Source organism: Paenibacillus sp. FSL M7-0134, from assembly GCF_038007865.1.
Lineage (GTDB): Bacteria > Bacillota > Bacilli > Paenibacillales > Paenibacillaceae > Paenibacillus > Paenibacillus polymyxa_B.
Map to the genome: position 1 here is coordinate 27810 of NZ_JBBOXV010000001.1, position 24050 is coordinate 51859.

At 45.4% G+C, this 24050-nt stretch carries 20 protein-coding genes; 5 read left to right on the forward strand and 15 right to left on the reverse strand.

Annotation, left to right across the window (positions count from 1 at the left end; genetic code table 11):
- Positions 1–79: 79 nt before the first annotated feature.
- The 5 genes from NSQ58_RS00170 to NSQ58_RS00190 form a co-directional block, all read right to left on the reverse strand.
- Positions 80–3799: a response regulator gene (locus NSQ58_RS00170; protein WP_023990275.1), complete on the reverse strand. Its 3720-nt coding sequence runs from the start codon at positions 3797–3799 to the stop codon at positions 80–82.
- Entirely contained in the window at positions 3783–4964 is a 1182-nt protein-coding gene (locus tag NSQ58_RS00175) for a PP2C family protein-serine/threonine phosphatase (RefSeq protein ID WP_023990276.1), read from the reverse strand. Before NSQ58_RS00175 ends, NSQ58_RS00170 begins: the two co-directional genes overlap by 17 nt.
- Positions 4965–5199: 235 nt before the next feature.
- Positions 5200–5541 (reverse strand): general stress protein, encoded by a 342-nt coding sequence (locus NSQ58_RS00180; RefSeq protein WP_023990277.1) that lies wholly within the window; start codon positions 5539–5541, stop codon positions 5200–5202.
- 96 nt (positions 5542–5637) lie between these two features.
- Positions 5638–6156 carry a hypothetical protein gene (locus NSQ58_RS00185; protein ID WP_053326087.1) on the reverse strand — a complete coding sequence of 173 codons (519 nt, stop codon included), beginning with the start codon at positions 6154–6156 and terminating at the stop codon, positions 5638–5640.
- 51 nt (positions 6157–6207) lie between these two features.
- Complete coding sequence (locus NSQ58_RS00190) at positions 6208–6729, reverse strand: DUF948 domain-containing protein (protein ID WP_013311938.1); 522 nt, start codon at positions 6727–6729, stop codon at positions 6208–6210.
- Positions 6730–6989: 260 nt separating this feature from the next.
- Between NSQ58_RS00190 and NSQ58_RS00195 the strand changes: the two genes are divergently transcribed.
- Complete coding sequence (locus tag NSQ58_RS00195; RefSeq protein WP_023990280.1) at positions 6990–7157, forward strand: DUF1328 domain-containing protein; 168 nt, start codon at positions 6990–6992, stop codon at positions 7155–7157.
- 125 nt (positions 7158–7282) lie between these two features.
- Here NSQ58_RS00195 and NSQ58_RS00200 read toward each other — a convergent pair whose 3' ends face one another.
- Together NSQ58_RS00200 and NSQ58_RS00205 are read right to left on the reverse strand one after the other, a co-directional pair.
- Positions 7283–8449 (reverse strand): C40 family peptidase, encoded by a 1167-nt coding sequence (locus tag NSQ58_RS00200; RefSeq protein WP_076295634.1) that lies wholly within the window; start codon positions 8447–8449, stop codon positions 7283–7285.
- Positions 8450–8640: 191 nt separating this feature from the next.
- Positions 8641–9510, reverse strand: coding sequence for a cation diffusion facilitator family transporter (locus NSQ58_RS00205; RefSeq protein ID WP_341056682.1), 870 nt, complete (start codon positions 9508–9510; stop codon positions 8641–8643).
- 410 nt (positions 9511–9920) lie between these two features.
- Between NSQ58_RS00205 and NSQ58_RS00210 the strand changes: the two genes are divergently transcribed.
- On the forward strand, positions 9921–10106 hold the full coding sequence (locus NSQ58_RS00210; RefSeq protein ID WP_013311941.1) for a hypothetical protein: 186 nt from the start codon (positions 9921–9923) through the stop codon (positions 10104–10106).
- Positions 10107–10286: 180 nt separating this feature from the next.
- Here NSQ58_RS00210 and NSQ58_RS00215 read toward each other — a convergent pair whose 3' ends face one another.
- From NSQ58_RS00215 to isdC, 8 genes are all read right to left on the reverse strand, one after another.
- A complete protein-coding gene (locus tag NSQ58_RS00215) occupies positions 10287–11915 on the reverse strand; it encodes an ABC-F family ATP-binding cassette domain-containing protein (RefSeq protein ID WP_023990284.1) in 1629 nt (542 codons plus the stop codon).
- Positions 11916–12197: 282 nt separating this feature from the next.
- Positions 12198–12977 carry an ABC transporter ATP-binding protein gene (locus tag NSQ58_RS00220; protein WP_341056685.1) on the reverse strand — a complete coding sequence of 260 codons (780 nt, stop codon included), beginning with the start codon at positions 12975–12977 and terminating at the stop codon, positions 12198–12200.
- Complete coding sequence (locus NSQ58_RS00225; protein ID WP_028541843.1) at positions 12967–13950, reverse strand: FecCD family ABC transporter permease; 984 nt, start codon at positions 13948–13950, stop codon at positions 12967–12969. Before NSQ58_RS00225 ends, NSQ58_RS00220 begins: the two co-directional genes overlap by 11 nt.
- Before the next feature lie 14 nt (positions 13951–13964).
- On the reverse strand, positions 13965–14924 hold the full coding sequence (gene isdE / locus NSQ58_RS00230) for a heme ABC transporter substrate-binding protein IsdE (protein WP_076264993.1): 960 nt from the start codon (positions 14922–14924) through the stop codon (positions 13965–13967).
- Positions 14925–15205: 281 nt separating this feature from the next.
- Positions 15206–19198 carry an NEAT domain-containing protein gene (locus NSQ58_RS00235; protein ID WP_341056686.1) on the reverse strand — a complete coding sequence of 1331 codons (3993 nt, stop codon included), beginning with the start codon at positions 19196–19198 and terminating at the stop codon, positions 15206–15208.
- 89 nt (positions 19199–19287) lie between these two features.
- Positions 19288–19785, reverse strand: coding sequence for an NEAT domain-containing protein (locus NSQ58_RS00240; protein ID WP_023990291.1), 498 nt, complete (start codon positions 19783–19785; stop codon positions 19288–19290).
- Between the two features lie 32 nt (positions 19786–19817).
- Positions 19818–20285 (reverse strand): NEAT domain-containing protein, encoded by a 468-nt coding sequence (locus NSQ58_RS00245; protein WP_029519187.1) that lies wholly within the window; start codon positions 20283–20285, stop codon positions 19818–19820.
- A gap of 72 nt (positions 20286–20357) precedes the next feature.
- On the reverse strand, positions 20358–20873 hold the full coding sequence (gene isdC / locus NSQ58_RS00250; protein WP_069080531.1) for a heme uptake protein IsdC: 516 nt from the start codon (positions 20871–20873) through the stop codon (positions 20358–20360).
- 399 nt (positions 20874–21272) lie between these two features.
- On the opposite strand from isdC, the gene NSQ58_RS00255 reads away from it, so the two are divergent.
- From NSQ58_RS00255 to NSQ58_RS00265, 3 genes are read left to right on the forward strand one after another with little or no spacing between them, the layout of a single operon-like run.
- A complete protein-coding gene (locus NSQ58_RS00255; protein WP_341056691.1) occupies positions 21273–22253 on the forward strand; it encodes an ABC transporter substrate-binding protein in 981 nt (326 codons plus the stop codon).
- Positions 22254–22262: 9 nt separating this feature from the next.
- Positions 22263–23261, forward strand: a complete 999-nt coding sequence (locus tag NSQ58_RS00260) for a FecCD family ABC transporter permease (protein WP_176716867.1) — start codon at positions 22263–22265, stop codon at positions 23259–23261.
- Positions 23258–24049 carry an ABC transporter ATP-binding protein gene (locus NSQ58_RS00265; protein ID WP_341056693.1) on the forward strand — a complete coding sequence of 264 codons (792 nt, stop codon included), beginning with the start codon at positions 23258–23260 and terminating at the stop codon, positions 24047–24049. Before NSQ58_RS00260 ends, NSQ58_RS00265 begins: the two co-directional genes overlap by 4 nt.
- The last annotated feature ends 1 nt before the right edge of the window (position 24050 follow it).

The following is a 24050-nucleotide window of genomic DNA, read 5'->3' on the forward strand; positions in this document are numbered from 1 at the left end:
AATCTCTCTCCAATTCCTAAATAGGTTTTGCCTGTGCCGCTCCAATCATGTGTCGATTTATATTACCCAATTTTTTGGGTTACGAATACAACCACACCCGCATTAATGATAAAAGCTGTTCGGTTTGAATCGGTTTTTTTACATAATCGGAAGCGCCTGCCTCAATACACTTGGAACGATCATCCTTCATGGCCTTGGCTGTCAGGGCAATAATAGGCAACTTCTCGAATTGTGGCATTAGCCGGATACGTCGCATCGCTTCATATCCATCCATTTCCGGCATCATCATATCCATCAGAACCAGATCAAAATCAGGTGTCTGTTCCAGCAGTTCCAGTGCTTCTCTTCCATTTTCCGCAAAGGTAACCTCCATACGATAGCTTTCCAGCACGCTGGACAGAGCAAATACATTGCGAATATCATCGTCTACCAACAATATTTTTTTATCTTCAAACAGTTCTTCCTTGTTGTATAGCTTCTGCAAAATTTTGCGTTTATCCTCAGGAAGATTCGCCTCTACACGATGCAAGAACAACGTTGTTTCGTCTAAAAGCCGTTCCGGCGATTTAACATCCTTAATAATAATAGACTCTGCATATTTGCGAAGTTGCGTTTCTTCTTTGCTATCCAGATCTTTGCCTGTATAAATAATGATCGGCAGATCAGTTAGCTGCTCGTTCTCTCGAATACGATCCAGCAGTTCAAAACCAGTCATGTCGCTCAGCATCAGATCCAGTACCATGCAGTCATACCGCTGGATAGCCAGCTCATTCAGTGCTTCCTGACCTGTCGATACCGCCGTAATGGCAACATCATCATGATCGATCAGCTCAATAATGGATTTACGCTGATTATCATCATCTTCAACCACAAGGAGACGTTTGACCATTTGGTCCGTATACGATTTTATATGTGAAAATGCCTTATCCAGACTTTCCTTCGAGGAAGGCTTTTTGAGATAGGCAATCGCGCCCATCATTAAGCCCTGCTTCACATCATCTATGACCGAAATAACATGCACTGGAATATGACGTGTTGATGAATTTCCTTTTAGCTCACCCAAAATGGACCATCCATCCATTACAGGTAATTGAATATCTAGTATAATAGCGTCCGGCAAATAAGATTGAGCCATGTTGAGCCCATCGTCTCCTTGGAGAGCGATCAGTGCTTTAAAGCCCCGGCTACGGGCCATATCGTACAAAATATTAGCAAAATTAATATCATCCTCAATAATCAGCAGCACTTTATCCTGCGAGGTAATCTCGTTTCGGTCGTCCCCCGGATGTATAATGTCCTCCGCTTTGTTTTTCGAAGGCATCTGATATAATGGCAACCGTTTAGCAGGCATAATCATGGGAAGGTCCGTTTCTACCGAAGCTGCGACACTCTCAAAATCCGAATTCACATCCGCACCGTTAAATTCCTCTCTCGAATGAGACTCCATATCCTCAGCCGTTGGTGTTTGTTCCGGCAAATACAATGTAAAACAACTGCCCTGTCCCTGCTCGGATTCCACCGTAATAACGCCGCCCAACAATCTGGAAAGCTCGCGGCTGATCGACAGACCTAGTCCTGTCCCCCCATATTTCCGGCTGGTTGTACCGTCTACCTGCTGGAAGGCTTCGAAGATCAGATCCGTTTTATCGGAAGCAATCCCAATGCCCGTATCACGCACAGATAGAGCCAGATAGGATCTTCGTGGATTTAGCAGACCAGGAAGCTGCTCTCCGTTTGCCCGAGATACAATGAAACTAATAGAACCTTCCGTGGTGAACTTGAAGGCATTAGACAGCAAATTACGTAAAATTTGTTTGAGACGATAACCGTCACTGATAATGGCATCTGGCAAGTTCTCTTCGATTTCGGTATGCAGTTGAAGCTCACGTTTGGCTGCGACCGGAGCAAAATTCTGCTCCACAAACAGTTCCAGTTCCTTCAAATGGACCGCTTCATGGTTAATATCCATTTTTCCAGCGTCCACTTTGGATAAATCCAGAATTTCATCAATCATTTTCAACAAATCCGCGCCTGACATATAAATGGTTTGTGCATATTCCACTTGCTTTGGCTTGAGATTGCCTTCCTTGTTCTCAGACAAGAGCTGAGAAAGAATAAGCAAGCTATTTAGCGGAGTACGCAGCTCATGAGACATATTGGCCAAAAACTCGGATTTGTATTTGCTTGTAATTCCTAGCTGCATGGCCTGTTGCTCCAACTGAGCTCGTGCATGTTCGATCTCGTCGTTCTTTTCTTCCACTTCTCGAACTTGTTCTTCCAGCGCTCTAGTTTTGGCAATCAGTTCAGTATTAAAATGCTCCAATTCTTCCTGTTGACGCTGTAACAACTCCTCTGAACGCTTGAGCTCCTCTGTTTGCTCCTCCAAATTTTCGTTGGAGCGCTTGAGTTCCTCTTGCTGAGTTTGTAGCTCCTCGGACTGGCATTGCAATTCCTCAGTAAGTGCCTGGGATTCGCGCAGCAATTGCTCTACACGCATCCGTCCCTTGATATTGTTCAGAATGATCCCCAAGCTCTCTACTAATTGAGCAAACAGCTTCGTTTCCAGATCACTGAAGCGATCCAGTGACGCTATTTCTATAGCACCGATGCACTCATCCTCGAACAAAATAGGGAAAATCATAATTCCCACTGGCTTACTTTCTCCTAAGGCAGAGCCTATGGACAAATATCCGTCAGGAGCCTCTGTAATCAAGATCGGCTTACGATCCAGAACACATTGTCCGAGCAACCCTTCGCCCACATGGATAACGTCCCTAATCGAATTTTCGCCAGTCACCTTTGCATAGGAGCCGTATAACTTAAAACGGTTGTCTTCTACATCTTTTCCTTGCAAATAGATGGCTCCATAGCTGCCTCCCAAGATGGGCGTAAACTCACTAATGAACATCTGAGCAACCTGCTCCAGTGAATTTACACCACGGAACAGCTCAGTCACCCGAGCAGTATTGGCATTAAGCCAAGTTTGATCCTTCTGCGTTTGAAGGACGGAATGCTCGAATTTCCGCTTTTCTTCCAAGTCCCCGGCCATTTGTTGAAATACACGAGCGACCTCACCGATTTCATCTTTGGAGGCAACACTCATTCGGCTGATGGCCCTGTACTTTCCCTTGCCAAAACCATTAATCATGAGACTAACGATATTTAGACCTTTGGCAATGCTTGGGAGCACCCACAAAATAACCAGTAAGCCCATGATCAGACCGGCGGCCATCAGAATTGTGGTAATCTGTACAGATTCCTCATAGGCCTGATTGGCTTGCTTCATGTCGTTATCAATCTCCCGATCCTGAAAAACGGCAAGGGCATTAATGCTGTCCATTGCCTCCTCTTGAGCAGGCAAACCAGTACTATTGCGAAAAGCGTTAGCCTCATCAATGCGATCTTGTCCCAGCAAAGAAACTAACCTTTGTTCGTAACTCAGAAATTCATTCCAGGCGACGGCTACCCGATCAACCTGCTGCTGCTCTTCACTGGTGCCTGAATTTGTTTGCAGACTTGCCAGCACTTTCGTTCCAGTAGCGGAAATATCATCGAGCTCACGTTTGGCCTCGCCGACGGAGGAGCCCGGATTTAAAATCAGGTTGGCCATAACTTTGGCCATATCATTCACCTGACCACGAATAGCCGTTGTTTTCCGGACCTTCACATATCGGTCCTGGTAAACCTGATTCAGCTGCTCATTCAGGCTCCCCATACGGTCATAGCTGATTAGCGTCAGCACAAGGAGGATCGCCATGAGCGATCCAAAGCCGATCAGCAGTTTATTTCTGATTTTCATGCAAGCTCTCTCCCTCTTTCAATGAAATCCAGATCAGGCACTTATCATCATCGCGATCCTGTGGCGCCTCATTACGAAAAAATGCATCCAGCATCGCTTCTTCATTCCAATCCTCATACTTACGTAGACACTCAGTCAGATACTCCAACTGCTCCTCATATTCACCTTCCACCGCTTCCAGCAAGCCATCCGTATACAAAGCGATATGTCCAGTTCCTTCATAATGAATCGTGTGCATTTCTGCATCAATCTTATCAAACAAACCAACCGGGCTACATGCACGGTCAAATTTGGTAATGCTGCCATCCTGGTTGAACAGCAAACCGGGAGGATGTCCCGCATTTACATAGTCAATTCGCCGTGAACGGGTATCAATCACCATATAAATCGCCGTAAAATAATACTGTACCAGCTGCTTGCCCAGATCCAGTTGATTAAAACGACGATTCAGCTCTTGTATGACTTTCTCAGGCTCCACATATGTGGTCACCGTATCCTTAAGTACAGACGCAATGAACATGCAGAACAGCGAGGAAGAAATGCCATGCCCCATCATATCAAGCAAAATGATGGCATATCGCCCCTCCCCTAACGGATACCATGAATATAAATCCCCTGCCAGTTCAAAGGAAGGCTGATAGAGCGCATTCACTTGCAGCACCGGGTCCTGAATGGCAGGACTAAGCACCGCCTGCTGCACCATCGCGGCCAGCTTCAACTCATCCTGAATTCGCTGATCCCGATCCTTATGCCAGTCCTTCTCCTGTTTGAGTCGCAAAGCAGACCGGATTCGCGCCATTAGCTCTACCTTGTTGATCGGCTTCGTGACGTAATCAACGGCTCCCACATCCAGAGCTTCGGCCAATTTTTTGGAATCGCCTACTGCCGTTACCATAATAATCGGGATATCTTTTAAATGCTCATATTCCTGCACAATACTGCAAGCTTCAATGCCGTCCATTTCAGGCATCATCATGTCCAGCAGCACCAAATCAATATCTGAAGGACGGGGTCGAAGACTAATGGTACGATCGCCGATTCCCAGATGCTCCAACATTTCTGCGGCCGAGCTAGCAGAGATCACATCCCGATAATTTTCTTTTTTCAGTATTTCACGAATAATAATGACATTCGTCGGGTTATCGTCAACAATTAGAATTCTCATTGGCCTCTCCTTATCTGTAACTCATGTATTATACTATACCTGCTTAAACGGCAACACCCTTGTTCATTAGAAGTAGTGTTTCCGTAAGAAGGCATTCCAAAAACATAGATAAGGAATGAGGCTGGAACCCCATTCCTTATCTATGTTTTTGGAGGACCCGCGAAACACTTGTGCTGCGGTCAACATCCTCTTTTTCGAATCTAATGCCACTCTGCTTTTATGGTGAACAGCAATATCACGCTTTTTTAGCAATGACCAGCACTTTACCCTGATCCAGTTCTTTTTCATAAAAGTCAGCTTCGGTATCTGTAAATCCCAAGGAAGTAATTTTAGCGCGAAGCTCATCGCCGCGGGAACGGAACAAGTTGGCTAATGAGTCGAAAACGCCCTCTTCCTTAATCCCGATTTCCTTGGCATCCACTGTATCGGCAATACGATCTGTCCGATCCTGATCATGAGCGAGCACGAACACATCCTCATAACGATAGCCCGTGTTACGCAACTCATTTACTGCTTCAACGGCTTGTACACCGTTATCTACCACTTTGGCATAAGATTTATGATTGGTCTGATTCATGTTTCTCACGCTCCTTTAAGGATTGACTTCTCTGACTATTACACTTCACACATCCATTTGAAACTTCCATGTTATGTCACGCCTCGGAAATATCAATTACCATTCCGTTTCATCAAAAAACTCGACATACTTAGGTTTATCAGACGTCTCATCCATAAACACTTTGATTGCACGTTGTCCGCGTACATAGACCTCTCCGTCTTCCGCCGTGAATTGCGAGCCACCCAGCGCCTGATCCAGCGTTTTCCGTTGCAGCGGCAGCCACTCATCATTTACCTTGATTCGACCGGCAGCAGGGTCTACATGCACATAAGAAACGACGTCATCACGCATACCAACTACAACATCTGGATATTGGTATTCTGTAGAAAGCAGCAGCATATCCTTTTTGACTCGTAGTGGCTTGCCCAGCTTTTTCAATACATCGGCACGTGTATCATCCAAAGATATGCCATTTAAGGTATGAAAATCTGCTGGTACAGCATGTGGAGCGGGTATCGTCTGCACAGTCCTAACCATATGCCCCGCTGTTTGCGGGGAAACGGTTTGCTGAACCGTATCCTGTCCGGAAAAGGGAGTGAGCAAACCAGCAGCTAGTAATAACGTCTTCATCATAAATCTCACCCTTTCAATGAATTTCCTGTAGTTTACGGTTCAGCCACTATGCTACTGACGCATTTTCTGCCACACCCCAGCAGCGATGTCTACATAACCCAACCAGTTTTTACCCGGCTTGGCCGCAGGCTCCTCATAAGTCGCATTGTAGCTCTGAACCGTCCGCTCCGTTGCGGTCAAAGGTCTATTCGGTGTCGTTGCCTTAATCGCATTATCCGTTCTGGAAGTATTACTCGCAGCGCTATGCGATTTCTGAAACCGTGTCATTAACGCTGTTGAAGCCTGCTTGGCAGCCAGCGTCACTTCGCTGAGTACCTCCCCCAAGTTTCTAACCGATTCCATCACTGGCTCCACTTGCTTCAATTTATGATCAACATCTGCGGTGATGTCATTCGCATGTCGAACCGTTTGTTTTACTTCATAACTCAGTTCATCTACCGTTTTTTGCACATCCTGTAAGGTTTGAGTCACCTTATCCAGTGAGCCTTGTGCTGCTTTCAACGTTTTAATGAGGAAAATAACGAGAACTGCAAATGCGATAGCAATAATAAAAATGCTGACCTGTGTTAACATGGCGTAACCTCTCTTTCGTCTTTCACGATGATGTTTATGATTACTGCATAGTTACCCTTTAGATTCAGACACGAAACAACGTCCAGGCTGGCTTCTTCTCCGCTCCAAACGTTATGATTCACGGACTCTCGCACCGTTTAAAACAACATATAACGATGGCACAGCCACGAGTAATCTATAGAAGTCACCGTCATCTGCAACCACGCTCTATCGGGGCGTGAGTATGCCACATTATATACAATTAAAGGAGGATACAGAACATGCTAAAATGGTCCGCTTTATTCTTAATTTTTGCTGTGATCGCCGGAATCTTAGGTTTTTTTGGTATCGTCGTGTCCATAGCTGCTACAATCGCTAAAATATTATTTGTGATATTTCTGGTGTTGTTCGTCATTTCACTCTTTACCGGAAGAAGACGGGTTTCATAGTTATCGGATGCTAGCTGTACAAAAGCAATATTCTAATGTTTATAAAAAAAGGATGTTCCCACCCTGGTCAACAGGGCTGTGGAACATCCTTTTTTGATGCAGCTTTTTTACGGTTAACGGCGCTTTTATTGAATCACGCTGCCCCCAAACAGGAAACGGTCCTGCCAAGGCTTGCTGAAATCCGTAACTTTTACACCGCCACCCGCTACAGAAAACGTATGGAGAAGCTTGTTGTCTCCCAAATATACAGCTACGTGTGTAATCGTTTGGGAGGAATTATCCAAGGACGTGTACGCCCCAGAAGATGCATTATAATTTGTAAAGAAGAGTAAATCGCCACGCTTCAGCGTAGTCATGTCCGTATTCGGCTGACTGTTTTGCTTGATCCACTCACCCTGTGAACGGGAATCTGCCGGAAGCTGGATACCTACAGCCTGACGGAAAATTTGACGGGTAAATGCCGAGCAATCAAAAGTAGCCGTACTGTTACGATCCGAACCATATTCATATGGAGTTCCGAGATAAGTCATCCCCGTATTAATAACCTGCTCTATTGCAGCCGCTGCATCACCGGAAAACATGTTCGTAGTTGACGCAGGAGATGCTGTCACAGGTATTGCGGTAGTATCAGGAGTGGTTGTCACCGGAGCAGCCACAGGCTGCTGCACAACAACGCCCTCACCAATACGAATATACTGTGGAGACGAGCTAACATAGCCCACCGTACCATCAGCATTGGTAACCTTGAACCAATAAGCATTACTTGGATCGGTAATCGTAACGACATCCCCTGCATTCAAATAGCCCAAAACCTCGGAAGAAGTGGATGCCTCCGCCCGCAAACGAACGGACGTTTGAATCGTGGCTTTCGTTTGACCGGCAGAACTATTCACTGAGGCTACAGCCTCTTTAGCTGAAACATTTTTAACTGACTCTGCGGCTTCCGGTTTACGGCTAGCAGATGAAGTGACAGCAGCAGCGACACTGGTAGCGCCAACTTTTATGTACTTGTCGGAGCTGCTAGTATATCCGGTTACTCCATCAGAAGTCTTGATCTTGTACCAATAGCTGTTTGTTTTCTCCAATACCGTTACGGCCTCTCCCTGCTTCATAAAGCTGACTACATCCCCTGTAGTCGAAGGACCAGATCTAAGCTTTACAGCCGCCTGAATAACCGCCTTCTGTCCTGTGGATGCTGTTGATGCCGCTGCGTCAACCTGACCCGGCGCCACATGAATTGCTGCCAACAGCGCGGCTGACGTCATGAGCATTCCCATCACGCGTCTTCTCAATGTTGCACCTCCTGGCTGTTTTTACGAATTTGAAGAGCATATCCAATTCCGACGAATATAGCCGGACATGCCTTCATTATAGTAAAAGCAGCAGGAAGAGAGATATAATCCAAACGTCACAAAAGGAAGCGTATACGCCTTTTGCATATAGGTCTAAAGTCACTTTTAACACTAACTATTCAATAATTAATCTATAATTTGGGTTCTACATGGACATGGACATGCATCGTATTATGAACCTCTTGCAGACGTTCCTCAATCCGGTCGCTGATTCGATGCCCTTCAATCAGGCTGAGTTGCGGATTGACCTCAATGACCACATCCACCAGCGCATGATTGCCATGTACACGTGCCTTAACGTCCCGAATTCCCTCTACTCCAGGTATACAGGCAATCGTACTCCGTAAGTCAGACAGTTCTTGCTCATCAAATCCATCGGTCAAGCTGTGCGTGGAATCCTTAAAAATATCCCACGCTGTTTTACAAATGATGAATCCTACCGCGATCGCAGCTACAGTATCCAGCCAGGGTAGCCCGAACTGTGCACCGATGATGCCCACTGCTGCTCCAACACTGACAAGTGCATCCGATAGATTATCCTTGGCCGCTGCCAGCAAAGCCTTATTGTTAATTTGCCGTGCCAGTCTGTTATTGTAAAGGTACACTCCCAGCATAATCATTGCACAAATCACAGCTATACCCGCGGAGGTGATATCCGGTATTTGCTTTCCGCCCTTGAAAATGCTCCCGATCCCATCAATAAGCACCTGCAAACCGACGACAGCCATAATAAAGGACGCCAGCAGCGCCGCGATCGTTTCTGCCCGAAAATGTCCATAGGCATGGTCAGAGTCCGGTGGCTTTTGGGAAATTCTCAGTCCAACCAGTACAGCAACCGACACTACAATATCGGTGACATTATTGAAGCCATCCGCCCGCAACGCGCTAGAAGCAAATATATATCCGCTAATCAGCTTAAAGGCGGACAGCAAGAGATAAGCAGCAATGCTCACCCACGCCCCACGCTCACCTTTTCGTATCTCTTCATAGACATTTACCACAACGTAGGACACTCCTTCAAATATATAGTTCCCAGCAGAACGATCTCACCGGGCCCAAAAATAAAAATAGCAGCGTTGCTGCCCTGAATAATATCAATTTTCTTTGGTTAACTGTTATTTTCAGGATAGCAGACGAACTTTGTGTGGGTCTAGAGAAACAGTCTTTCCGCTCTGCATCGCTGTAGTAACAACGAAAAAGTATTGCCAGGCCCCATTCCTGTAGGTTATACAAAACATTTTTTACTTCACGCAAAAAACAGAGGTTTTCTCTTCCAACCCACCCCAGATGTGTGTTATCATTGTTGCCCTTGTCCCTTCTTTTAAAAACGTATAAAATGAGGACACAGCCGCGTTTTTATTCAATCCAGCATGATTGACATGAATCTGGCGGCAACAGGAGGAATTTATTCATGAGCGATGCTAATGAACCACGTAAAGTTAATCTCGCAGATGCCATTCGGGAAAAGCTGGCACAAAAAAAACAGCAGTCCGGCGCTTCACAGCAGGGCGGCTTTCAAGGCGGTTCCGCCAAAACACTGAAAAGCCAAAATACGAAGAAGCCGAACAACCAACGCCGTCGTACAGGCGGATCATAAGCCACCCCATAGTATATATATTGTACGCAAAATCGGACGAGGTCTATCTTACCTCACTCCGGAACCGAGTAAGCTATGGGCATGACACAAAAACGAAAAAGAGGAGTCTCCCCGCCATCTAAATGGCCTAAGGAGCTCCTCTTTCGTTTATCTAGTTGTTGAAGTTAGCCGGTTTGGATTTTAGCCGATTTCTACCGGATACATACGTTCACGCAATTTTGTGATTTCTTCATTTTCCAAGTATTCATCATAGCTCATCGTACGGTCGATTACGCCGTTTGGTGTAATTTCCACGATTCGATTCGCGATCGTTTGAATAAACTGGTGGTCATGGGATGTGAACAATATAGTACCGTCAAAATCAATCAGACCATTGTTCAGCGCTGTAATGGATTCCAGATCCAAGTGATTGGTCGGTTCTTCCAGCAACAGCACATTGGCACCGTTCAGCATCATTTTCGCCAGCATACAGCGAACCTTTTCGCCCCCGGACAGCACACTTGCTTTCTTAAGCGCTTCTTCTCCAGAGAAAAGCATACGTCCCAAGAAGCCGCGTAGGAACGTTTCGTCCTGATCCTTGGAATATTGACGCAGCCATTCCACAAGATTCATATCCACACCTTCAAAATAGGTGGAATTATCTTTCGGGAAATAAGCCTGGCTAGTTGTAATCCCCCAAGAGAATTCTCCGCTATCCGCTTCGATCTCGTTCATCAACACCTGGAAGAGCGTCGATTTAGGCATGCCGTTCGGGCCAACAAACGCGATTTTATCGCCTTTGTTCACAACCAGACTGAACTCATTCAGCACTTGCTCGCCTTCAACAGTTTTACTGAGGCGGTCTACTGTCAGGAGTTGTTTGCCTGCTTCGCGTTCAGGCTTGAAGTTCAGGAAAGGATATTTACGGTTCGATGGACGGATATCATCCAACGTAATTTTATCCAGTTGTTTTTTACGTGAAGTAGCCTGTTTGGACTTGGAAGCATTCGCGGAAAAGCGCTGAATAAAGGCTTGCAGTTCCTTGATCTTCTCTTCCTTCTTCTTGTTGGCATCACGAGTCAAGGCAAGCGCAAGCTGGCTAGACTCATACCAGAAGTCGTAGTTTCCGACGTACATCTGGATTTTGCCAAAATCAATATCCGCAATATGCGTACATACCTTGTTCAGGAAGTGACGATCATGGGATACAACGATGACGGTGCCTTCATAGTCCATCAAGAAATTTTCCAGCCATTGAATGGATTCGAGGTCCAGATGGTTGGTAGGCTCATCGAGCAGCAAATTGTTCGGACGACCAAACAACGCTTGAGCCAGGAGAACACGTACCTTGTCATTACCACTCAGCTCAGACATGTTCTTGTCATGCAGGTCGCGGGGAATACCAAGACCGATCAGCAAGGAAGCTGCATCTGGCTCGGCATCCCATCCGTTCAGCTCCGCAAATTCACCTTCAAGCTCACCGGCACGTAGACCGTCCGCTTCGGTAAATTCCGTTTTGGCATACAGCGCATCCTTTTCCTTCATGATTTCATACAGACGCGTGTGGCCCATAATAACGGTTTCCAGAACCGGGAATTCATCGTATTCATAATGGTTCTGCTTGAGGACTGCCATCCGTTCACCCGGTGTCATGTGAACCTCGCCAGAATTGGCTTCAATTTCACCGGAAAGAATTTTCAAAAAGGTGGATTTACCCGCGCCATTCGCCCCAATCAGGCCGTAGCAGTTCCCAGGAGTAAATTTGATATTTACGTCTTCAAAAAGTGGGCGTTTACCATAACGAAGCGTTACGCCGCTTGTACTGATCATATAAGCATACCATCCTTATCATTAGTAAAGTGCTAAACACAAAATTACCGACGGCAATAGTATAACACACAAAAGATCGGATTCGAACCGTAGTATAAGTATAACCGCCCCTGAATCTCATCCAATATCTTATAAATAAAATAAAAAATGCTTCTGTCTCCACCATTGTCGCCTGACAAACACATGGACCAGAACCATTTTCATGTTCTAAATTCGTTGAGATGCCGTTAGGACAGACGCGTTATTCAGTCGCGGCATTGATGTTCCATGCGCTTGTAATTGTCAGGAAACCCCGACACCTAACGGAATGAGGTACATGCCGACTTCATCATCCTGTTTGATTACGACCTCCACGTCATAAATCGTCTGGATCAGTTCAGATGTAACGACCTCTGTAGGTGGGCCGTTCGCTATAATACGCCCTTCCTTCATGGCAATCATCACATCGCTATACCGAATAGCCTGATTGATATCATGCAGCACCATCACGATTGTCAGTCCATGTTCCTGGTTTAACTGCCGAATGAGCTCTAAAATTTCAAGCTGGTAGTACATATCCAAATAGGTGGTCGGCTCATCCAAAAATAAAATTGGCGTCCGCTGTGCCAAGGCCATTGCAATCCATACACGCTGCCGTTCTCCTCCTGAGAGCTGATCCAATGTGCGAGTTCTACGTTCGTTCAGGTTAGTGCAGGCTATTGCCCACTCAATCGCCTCCTCATCCTCGTCACGCCTCGCTGTGAACATGTTCTTATGCGGCAACCTGCCGAAGCTTACGAGCTTTTCTACAGTCAAGTCGGAAGGTGCCTCGTTCTGCTGATGGACTACCGCCAGTTGACGGGCCAGCTCCTTGGGCTTGTAGTGGGCTATCTCCTTGCCGTCCAGAATCACCTGGCCCAAGCGGGGAACAGCATTGTTGGACATCACGCTGAGCAGCGTTGATTTGCCGCATCCGTTGGGACCGATAATGGTAGTGATCCGTCCCGACTCAATAACAGCATTAATAGCATGTAGACGATCTGTTTTCCGATCATATGAGAAGGTTATATCCTTAATGTCCATAGGTACGATCCGCCTTTCTGATCAGGAATATCAGGAACGGCCCGCCAATGACGGCCATAATAATAGAAGCCGGGATTTCATTGGGTGCAAGCACCGTCCGCCCCAGTGTATCCGCGAGCAGCAGCAGCAAGCCGCCGCATAAGGCGGAAAATGGAATCAGCCACTTATGATCCGAGCCAACTAGGTAGCGGGCACAATGCGGAACGAGCAGGCCGATAAAGGCAATCACTCCCGCGATGGCTGTAGCCGTTGCTGCAAGCAGCACTGCAATCACAGAAATCAAAAGTCGTGCACGCGTTACATTGAATCCCAGATTTTTAGCTGTTTTATCTTGAAGGGACAAGAAATTGCACCAAGAGAACACGAGCATGGCTAAAATTAGCCCAATCCCGCCATAGGTCACAATAACCTCGACATCTACCCATTTTTTCATAGACAAGGTTGAAGTGGTAACCTGATTAATGCTAGTGACTGCATAACTGCCTCGATAGTTAAACGACTGACCTAGGCCGGAAAAAATGGCGTTCACAGCCACCCCGATCAGAATGAGACGAATCGGATGCAAGCCAGATTTCCATGAAAAACCATAAACCATTAGACAGGCTAACGCACCGCCAATAAATGAAAAGAACGGCATCCAGAAATAAAGCGCAGGAAAGACCGTCACCGCAATCAGCGAGATCAAAGCCGCTCCCGAAGAAATGCCGATAACCCCAGCATCCGCCAGCGGATTTTTCATGACGGCTTGCAGCAAAACACCCGCTACTGCAAGTGCTGCACCTGCCATTACGGACACGAAAATTCTCGGTAGTCTCAGGTCCTTGACCACATTCACCTGATCATCTGTACCTGTCCACAATCCGGTCATCAACTGACTCAAATCCACCTTGAGACTGCCTGTCATCGCTGAATACAGCATGACGCCAACGAGCAAGACAATTACAACAATAAGGCTCCATACTTTTTTGGACATGTCATCAGCTTCCTTTAATTCGAAGGATACAGCATTTTCATCAGCTCATCCAGTGCCGAGTTTGCCGCTAAATTCCCTGTTGTGCCAAACAACGGTTCAGGCAGATCATAGACATGCCCATTTTTCACAGCGTTGAAATGCTTCCAGATATCGTTAGTTTTGAACTCTTCATCGAACATTTTCACTACTTCATCCGGCATCCCGTGTGCAGCGCGCAAAATGATATCGGGGTTGGATTGCTGCAAGGCTTCGGTATTGTGGGCAATGAACTCCACCTTCTCGCCCTGAACCACATTGGTTCCGCCTGCAATTTTAACCAGATCCCCAATATAGGAATGCTCGGTAGCCACCAGATAGCTTCCTGGTACTCCCAGCAAAATCAATACTTTAGGGGATTTCTTCCCTTGGATTTTTTGTTGAATCTCAGCTACTTTGGCATCCAAAGCTCCATTAATCTCTTTGGCCTTATCGGCTTTGCCAAACGTGTCTCCCAGCTTTTGAATCTCTTTTTGCATATTCGCGAGACTTTCAAAATTCAAAAATTCGGCATTAATTTTCAAATCTTTAAATTTAGGCTCCAGATCATATTTCAGTGTCGTCACCGACAGTACGTCCGTCGGCTTCAATGACATCACTTTTTCCATATCAGGACTCATCGGATTACCCACATCAGGCACATCCTTGTAACGGTCAGGCAGCACTTTCGTGCTTGTCGGCTTGCCTGCCAAATCCAGACCCAGCGCATCCGTAATTTCCGCAATAGCTACCGTAGTTGCCACAATACGAGAAGCTTGAGCTTTACCATCAGACGACTTTTCGGTTGCATTAGATGTTGCCGCTGATTTCGAACCATCGCTCTGATTCTGTCCAGCCTGTGCTCCTCCCGAACATCCAGCCAGCAACAAGATCACGATGCCGATTAACATATACAAACAAAACGATCTTCCTTGAGCCAATGCTATATACCGTTTCATGAAAATCCAGTCACCTCAATTCAAAATATAGAACAACATTAGGAACCCCAACTTTTCGGGTATCCGGATTTTGCAAAATTCGATTCCAGTGCTCCAAAGTGCAATATATAGACGAACTAGACCATTTCGATCTACATATTGTTCATTAGAAGTCGCTTATTGGATTTTTGCAAAATTCCTCGGGTATGTAAATGCTGACAAGTCTTGACGCCGGGGCACCAAGACTTGCTCGCATACAAACTTTGCTGTTATTCGGGCTTCATTGATGTCACAACCTGAGGCTACTTCGCTTTCAGGCTTGCTTCATCAAATTGAAACTGAACTGTATACCAGTGATCATACGGCACTCCGCCAAGGACCAAGCCAGGCACAATGACGTGTGTGTAAGCACTGATTTTCTGGGACAAGTCTCCTACCTCGAATTGAACGACACGTGTATCGCCGGATGTCGAGATCACTTCTACATCTTTCAGGGTACCGTTTTGCTCCACTTGTAGAGTTGGCATCCAAGAGCTATTTTTCAAGGTCACTTGGATATAGCGCTTGTCTCCCTTTTCAATCAGTGTGGCTGGCTTGTCGAGATAACCGTCCATAACGGAAGCTTCACTCGTTTTGTCTTTAAATACGTTGTAATTAATCGTGTATTGCTTCTCGGAAGCCGTTTGAATCGGTTGCTCAACTACTGGTTTTTTTTCTGCCACAGGTGTGGTCGTTTCTGCTGCCTTGTCCGTAGATGCTGCTGTCGGTTCAGTAGCGGTTGCAGTTGTAGCTGCATTGTCTCCCTCACCTTTAAGCGATGCACGGTCAAATTGAATCTGTCCGCCGAATTTCTCATTTAGAATGTATTTCTCAGGCAGATATACCTGTGTGTACACACTCAACTTTTTATCTAGATCAGGCACTTCGAATGCAATAGTGTGCGTGTCACCTTTGGTGTCCGAACCCATAATCGTCGGATTGGCATAACGGCCTTCAAAATCCGTTTGGAATAGCTTCAAAGCCTGGTTGTCCGTAACGGTTACATGAGCCTGAACCTTCCCATTTTTCACAATCAACTTCGCTAGACTCTGTACAAAAGGAGCCGCTAGAGAATCCTTGTCCGTTCCGTTCGCCAGCACACGGAAGTTCGCACTGTACTCTCCATCCGCTAAGTTGTTTTTCCCTTGCTCTACTTCGTCTGCTTTAGTTTCGTTGTAGTAAGAAACATCACTGGTGTTAAATTTAAATTCAAAATCGTATACCTTCTCTACCCGATCCTCAGTCTTAAAGACCATCGGAGTGGCACTTGCCACTTTAGGGGCTTCATAGACAACCAGTTGGCCTTTTACATTGTTTTTAAAGTCATTCACGCTAAAACGAACGTGCTTCGTATTGCTTGCTGCATCCTCCTGGGTCACTTCTGCGTCTCGGTAGTCCCCGCTTGCGTTGTCCCAAATGCGCAGCGCCTTCACTTCATTACTGTTTTGCAGCTTCAGACCTACAAACCGTTTGTCGCCTTCCACGACCAATTGCGCCGATTCGTCAGTGATGAAGCGTTGAGCCGGAGAATCCACTCCTGTGGAACCATCAGACAAAACGATACTGAATTTCAAAGCATATTTACCATTGGCAAGCTTGTCGAAATCCAATTTAACAATGGGATCAGCTGCACCCGAAGAGGAAGGCTCGACAAAGCTGCGAATGGTAGCAGGCTCGAATTGATACTGCACATCATATACGTGGTCATAAGGGATACCACCCAAATCCAATCCAGGTACGATGACATGCGTATTCACTGTCACTTTATCCGACAGATTGGGTACTTCGAATTGTACTGTTCTTGTATCTGCGGAGCTCGATTGATCGACAACCTGAGCCTCTGCACCATTTACTTTGAACGTTTTAATCCAACTGCTCTTGTCCATTTTGATCTGAATCACATTTTTACCGGACTGTCTTAACAGCGTGGCTGGTTTCTGCATATAGCCATCCATCACAGATATTTCATTGCTTCCATTTTTGAGTACGGAGAAATCAATGCTGTATCTGCCGTTTTCAGTCACGGGAGTTGTGCCGCCGTCTGTTCCTTTTACCGCAATGCTGCTGCGGTCAAATTGAAGACGAAGCTTATGATCCATCTCATAAACCCCACCTGGATAGGTCGTGCTCACATGTACCTGTGCATTCATAATAGCGTCCAAATCGGCCACTTTGAATTTCACAACACGTGTGTCCGCTTTCTTGTCCACGCTTACGATATCTGCATCTGTTAACGTTCCGTTTTGTTCTGTTTTGAACTCCGTCACTGTGGCGCTGTCTTTGATCGTTAAGGAAGCTTCATACTTGCCTTTTGATACCGTCAGTGTTGCCGGAGATAATAAATATTGCGCCATTGCCGATTTTTGATCTTTTGTTGCGTGCAATGCATTGAACTGGATCGAATACGTTCCATCAGCTAAAACTTTTCCAGGCGTACCTGGCGTCCCAGGATCAACCGGGGATGTTGCCGTTCCTAATTGGAGATCGACATTATATGTTTCCACATAATTTAACTCAGGCCAGTTGATGCTTACCCATGCGTTCAGCTTGGCAGGCACTTCTTTAACCTCAAATTCGATAACACGTGTATTCGCCGTTTGATTTTCGCTTACTACGGCCGTATTGGTCAATACTCCGTTTTGTTCTACTTTAAAGCCGTCAATCTGTTTGCTCTTTTTCAAAGTGAACTGTACATATTTCCTGCCCTTACGTTCAACCAGGGTACCCGGTTTTTCTGTATATCCATCCATCATGGACTTTTCACTTGAACCGTCTTTTAACAGCGTAAAGTCCAGATTTGACGTTACTGGAGTTGAACCGTTGTCCGTTCCTGGCTGGTCAAATTTAAGGCGTATTTTGTGGTCTGCACTATACGTACCCATGAGAATATGGACTTGTGCGTTCAAAACTGTATCCAGATTCGCTACCTTGAATTTCACCACACGCGTATTGGCTGTTTTGTCCTCACTTACAATATCCGCATCCGTCAACGTTCCATTTTGTTCTGTTTTGAATTCCGTTACTGTAGTGCTGTCTTTAATGGTGAAGGAAACTTCTTTTTGCCCCTTCAATACCGTCAAAGTCCCTGGAGACACCAGATATTGCGCCATTCTCGATGCTTGATCTTTTGTTGCATCCAGCGCATTAAAGTTAATAGAGTACGTTCCATCCGCCAAGGTCGGTGGTGCACTAGGGTCAGGTGTAATACTTGTGTCAAACTTGATTTGAACATGATACCAATGATCGTATGGTACTCCTCCCAGTTCCAAACCAGGCACAATCACATGAGTGTAAGCATTCAATTTATTGGATAAGTTGCTTACTTCAAACTCAACCGTACGCTGATTAGCGTCACTAACCTCTGAAATAGTTGCTGCTTCTACAAATTTACCGTTTTGCTCTGTTTGAAATGAAGGAATCCAGCTACTGTTATTAAACGTCAGTTGAATATACCATTTATCTCCTTTTTGAACGAGCTTTGCAGGCTTTGAGGCGTAACCGTCCATCACAGAAACTTCTTCTGATTTGTCCTTCAGTATTGTAAAATTAAGGACACCCGGTTTCAAGGGAACTTCCGGCTCAGGTGAAGGGGTAGGGGGAGTTACGGGTCCCTCTTTTAAAGCTATAGTTGATGGATCAAATTCAATCCAGTTTTGTCTGAGTCTATTATTTAAATTGTAATTCACATCAATTTTCTGTTCCAAATTATACACATCAAATGTTACTGTTCGTGGTTCATACGTCTTTTCCCCTTTTACTAAATCTGAAATATGGGCAGGAACGGTTTCTCCGTTTTGTCTAAATTCGATATCTGTAAAGGGAGTATTAGGATTGTCGAGAATTAAAGAAACATGATACGTAGCCTGCCCTACAGTAGAACTCTGTTCAACCGTCAACGTAGCTGGCTTTAGGAACATATCATTATAAGGGGAAGTCACTACCCCTGACACCTTGCTTTCACTTTTAACAACGTAGCTAATAGAATATTCATTAGTATCCTTCACAGTGCTGGAACTCTGTGAGTCTGCGGCTGCTACTGTGTACGCACTTGCCACATCTACTGTTGGAACCACTTCTTCTGGACTTGGCTCTATCGGATATACATCTTGCGTCACAGAGGGCTCGGATACACCAGATTCAGTTGATGAGCTTGTCTCATCAGAAGCAGATACGGTCGGAGCAAATGGGAAAACAACTGAGAGCAGCATAACAATAGCTGCAAACGTCATTAAGTATTTTTTTAATTGCCTTTTCAAGTGTATTAATCCCCCTACTTAAAATATACTCATTTGGAGCTCAATAGAATTCCAAATGAGTATAAGATCAATGTATAATTACTCCACTATTAGATGGAATCTTCGTCAAATAAAAATTGAACAGTGTAATCGTGATCATATGGAATGCCGCCAGTGTATTCTTTAGGCACACTTACATGCAACTTAACATTCAATTTTTGGGAAAAACTACTTACAGGGAACTCTACTATTCTTGTATCACCTGAGGTACTTACCACACTCGCATTCACATACTGACCGTTTTGTTGCGTTTTGAATTCAGTGACCCAAGCACTTTTAGTAATAGCTACTCTAACTTTGTATTGACCATTATTAGCGATTAATGTAGCGGGTTTGGCGACATAACCGTTTGAGTCCATGTATGAGGTTTCATTGGTACCATCTTTGTACACTGTATAATCAACGTTATACGTTCCATTAGGCAAAGCCGCATTCGCTTTATTGGCAGAAAATGGAGCTAGTACCACAAAAACAAGCGCTGCCATCAGTACAGTAAGCATTACTTTTTTCAAAGACAATTTTTCCATACGATTCATAATCATGTTCATGTTTTTAATCTCCTTTTACGTTTTATTTTGGATTAGATTTCGTCGAACTGCAGTTGTACATCGTACTTGCCTGTGTAGCCGATTACTGGAATTGTGATCTCAGCGTAAGCATTCACTTTTGCATTCAGATCAGCAACTTCGAATTCCACTACACGAGTGTTGCTAGCAGTATCTGTGCTTACTACAGTCGCATCTTGCAGTACGCCATTTTGCTCTACTTTGAACGTTGTAATCAGATTGCTGCTTTTCACAGTCAGACGAACGACATTTTTGCCATTAGCTACCGTAACCTGAGCAGGCTTCGTCAGGTAGCTATCCAATCGAGAAGTTTCATTGGTTTGATCCTTCAGAACGGTATAGTCTACGTTATACGTGCCGTCGGCTGCTGCCGCTTTAGCTGAGAATGGAGCAACGAGTGCAAAAACAAGCGCTGTCATGATCAATGCTACAAATACCTTCTTAAAAGAAAATTGCTCAAAGCGATTCATTACCATATTCATATCTACACACACTCCTCAATTTTTTATGCGTTAATTTGTGTTGATTTTATGAACGATAAAGATGGCTTGAATTTACTTCTTGGAAGATTTAGTTGATTTTGCTGACTGGACGGCTGCTATTTTTTTGACGCTTTTGGAATCAAAAGCGAAGCGGATCGTATAGTCATGATCGTAGTTATACGCAGGGACAGTAACATGAATTTTAGAGATTAGCGGGCTGTTCACACTCGTAATTGGAAATTGTACGATGCGGGTATCGGTTTTGGCATCCTTATGGATGACCTTTGTATCGATGATTTTGCCTTTGTAATCTACTTTAAACCCAGTTGTCCATTCGCTATGATTCAGCTTAATTTGCATGGTCATTTGACCTTTTTTTACATACAACTTAGCTGGTTTTTCAAAATAATCATTAGCCATGGACACCGAATCATTTTCTGCCTTGAGGATATTGTATTTGAGCGTGTATGTACCATCCGCCAATTTTGGAGAAGCCGCAGCGGCTACTACAGATGACGAAGTTAGCCAAAAGCTCAGCACACTCACCAGCAGAAACACAGCAATAATTGCAGAATACCCCTTCTTCATTATGACAGCAGTCCCTCCCCACGAGAATTTAAGTAATTGATTATCATTCTCAATTGATAATTAAAAAAAATAGCTCTTTTTGAGCCGTGTCTTCCCACCTTTCTATTCCAGAATTTCGCAAAATAAAGTAAACCCATCACCAATATATCTTACACTTTTCGAAAATGTCAATATGTATTTGCATGTACATAACCCCTTGATATATGCTATTTTTTAAGAAAAATTTGTAGTTCCTTCTTCTATAATTCGAATATACCCCTTTTATTTTTAGTTCAAAATTTATTTAAAAATTTGCTTTTTTCAATTGACAATCCCCAGTGATATTCATTATCATTCTCTTATACATAAATGAAAATGATTATCATTATTGTTTAACTCGAAAATTGCAGGAGGAATAACATGAAATCTTATGTGTTGTGGTCGTCCGCAGCGCTTTTATTGGCAGTTACCGGATGTAGTAATGGTGCCTCGACCGCAGATCACAAACCAACCAGTGCATCCGTATCTGCCACTTCTGGCACGACAAGCAGTGCGGCGATTCAAGTTACTGATTTTTCAAAACGGACGTTAGCGTTTCAAAAGGTCCCTCAACATATCATTGCGCTCAGCAATGGCGATCTGGATATCATATACGCATTGGGTGGAACTGCCGTGGGCAGGCCCAACTCCAATGGACCTGCCATCGTACCTGCTGCTGAGAACGTTCAGCAAGTAGGCTCCACTCATGAAGTCGATCTGGAGAAAATTACGATGCTCAAACCGGATGTCGTGCTAGGCAATTATCCTATGAATGAAAAAGACATTCCAGCCATTGAAGGAGTCGGTTCACAGCTGCTGCTGACGGGAGCCAATTCAGTTCACGATATTCAGTCGCAAATTACGCTGTTCGGACAATTACTGCAAAAGCAGGCTCAGGCCGTGAAGCTGAACCAGCAAATTGACCAACAAGTAGCTAAGCTGCAAAAGGAAACCGCTTCTGCCTCTAAACCGAAGGTGTTGCTAGTCTACGGAGCCCCGGCTACGTATATGGCGGCACTTGCGAATTCACTGAGTGGAAACATTCTGGAAGCTGCAGGTGGCTTCAACATCGCCGCTGATTTTCCGGGCCTGCAAAATTTCCCGCAATATGCGCAGCTGAACACAGAACGCATCATACAGGCTGACCCTGACTACATCTTCATCATGACCCATGGCAATACGGAAGATGTTAAAGCCGCATTTATAAAAGAAATGCAGGAAAATGCAGCTTGGAACGGAATCCGAGCAGTCAAAAATAATCAGGTCGAGGTTTTACCTTCAGATCTGTTCGGTACGAATCCGGGCACACGTGTCACTAAAGCGCTGGATTTGATGCATCAAAAGCTGTATCCGGCGAAATAGGCGATGGCGATGAACAAACTACAGCGCGCCAGAAGACGCACCATCGCCTGGATTACCCTTCCGATTCTACTGCTGGCCGTCTCTGTGTACGGTCTGGCCTACGGTTCGGTGTCGATTCCACTTCAAGAAATTAATCATGTTTTGCTACATAATGATGAATCTACATATCGCACGATCCTGATGGATCTCCGGCTACCCAGAGTATTAGTAGGTTTACTCGTAGGAGCTTGTCTTGCAGCTTCCGGAGCACTTCTTCAAGGTGTTATGAAAAATCCATTGGCTGACCCTGGCATTATTGGTGTATCGGCTGGAGGTGGACTTGCCGCCGTCATTACGATGGTGATGCTTCCACATCTCAGCTACCTTCTTCCGATAACCGCCTTTTTGGGAGCCTTTCTGAGCGCAATCGTCATTTATCTGCTGGCTTGGGACCGAGGGGCATCGCCTGTTAAAATTGTGCTCGCTGGCGTTGCGATCAACGCGCTGCTGGGCGCACTCACCAACGGCGTAATGGTCATGTACAGCGACCGCGTACAGGCCGTTCTTCCTTGGCTATCCGGCGGATTAAACGGAAGAAGTTGGCATCATCTAGAGTTCATGGCTCCTTACGCCATCATTGGATTAATCGCCTCTTTCTTTGCGATTAAACCTGCTAATCTACTGCTGCTGGGCGACGATTCAGCACAGCTGCTGGGCCAGCGAGTAGAGCTTCAACGCATGCTCATTATCCTGCTTTCTGCCCTGCTTGCCGGTACAGCAGTCAGTGTAGCCGGGTTAATCGGTTTTGTAGGACTGGTCGTTCCCCATGTCATACGGCTGCTGATCGGGGAAGATTATCGGTTCCTCCTTCCCCTTTCCATTGTGGGCGGCGGAACGCTGGTTGTTCTCGCAGATACGGTGGCGCGATCCTGGTTTGACCCGATTGAACTGCCTGTAGGTATTTTGCTAGCCGTCATCGGAGCACCGTTCTTCTTAATCCTGCTCAAGAAACGGGGGAGTTTCGGATGACAGCCATTCAGGGTGAGCATATCTCCTTACAACATGGGTATTTCAAGCTGGACGATGTGAATATCACCTTGCCCGCTGGTCAGCTCACTGCGATCGTCGGACCGAACGGTTCAGGCAAGTCCACGCTTTTGCGGATTATGACCCGGCTGCTCAAGCAGGATCAGGGTCAGGTTTCCATCCTCGGCAAGCCCGTGCAGGAATACAAGCGGCGTGATTTTGCCCAGACGATTACAATGCTACCGCAAATGAAGGATATGCTGCCGTTATTGACGGTCCGCGAGCTGGTCGCTTACGGAAGATCTCCTCATGCCAAGGGCTTGAGGGTACGCCATACCGGACAGGACCAGCAAATCGTGGACCATGTCATGAAGATCACGGGCATCCAGCCCTATGCAGATCGGATGTTCCATACTCTATCGGGAGGTGAACAACAAAAAGCACGAATTGCAATGGCCTTGGCCCAACAAACGGATATTCTTTTGCTCGATGAACCGACCACTTTTCTGGATATCGCCCACCAATTTGGAGTTATGGATATGCTGCGGCGTATCAATCACGAGTCCAGCTTGACGATTGTTATGGTACTGCATGATTTGCAGCAAGCTGCGGCCTATTGTCATCATATGATTGCGCTTAAAAAGGGACGAATCGCCGTTGCCGGCGAACCCCGTGAGATTTTGACGTCTGCTTTTCTTCGCGACATTTATGAAATGAACGCTACCATCAAATTTGAGAATGGCTATCCGGTTATTATACCGACCATACCACATCATTCAGGAGGAATTTAAT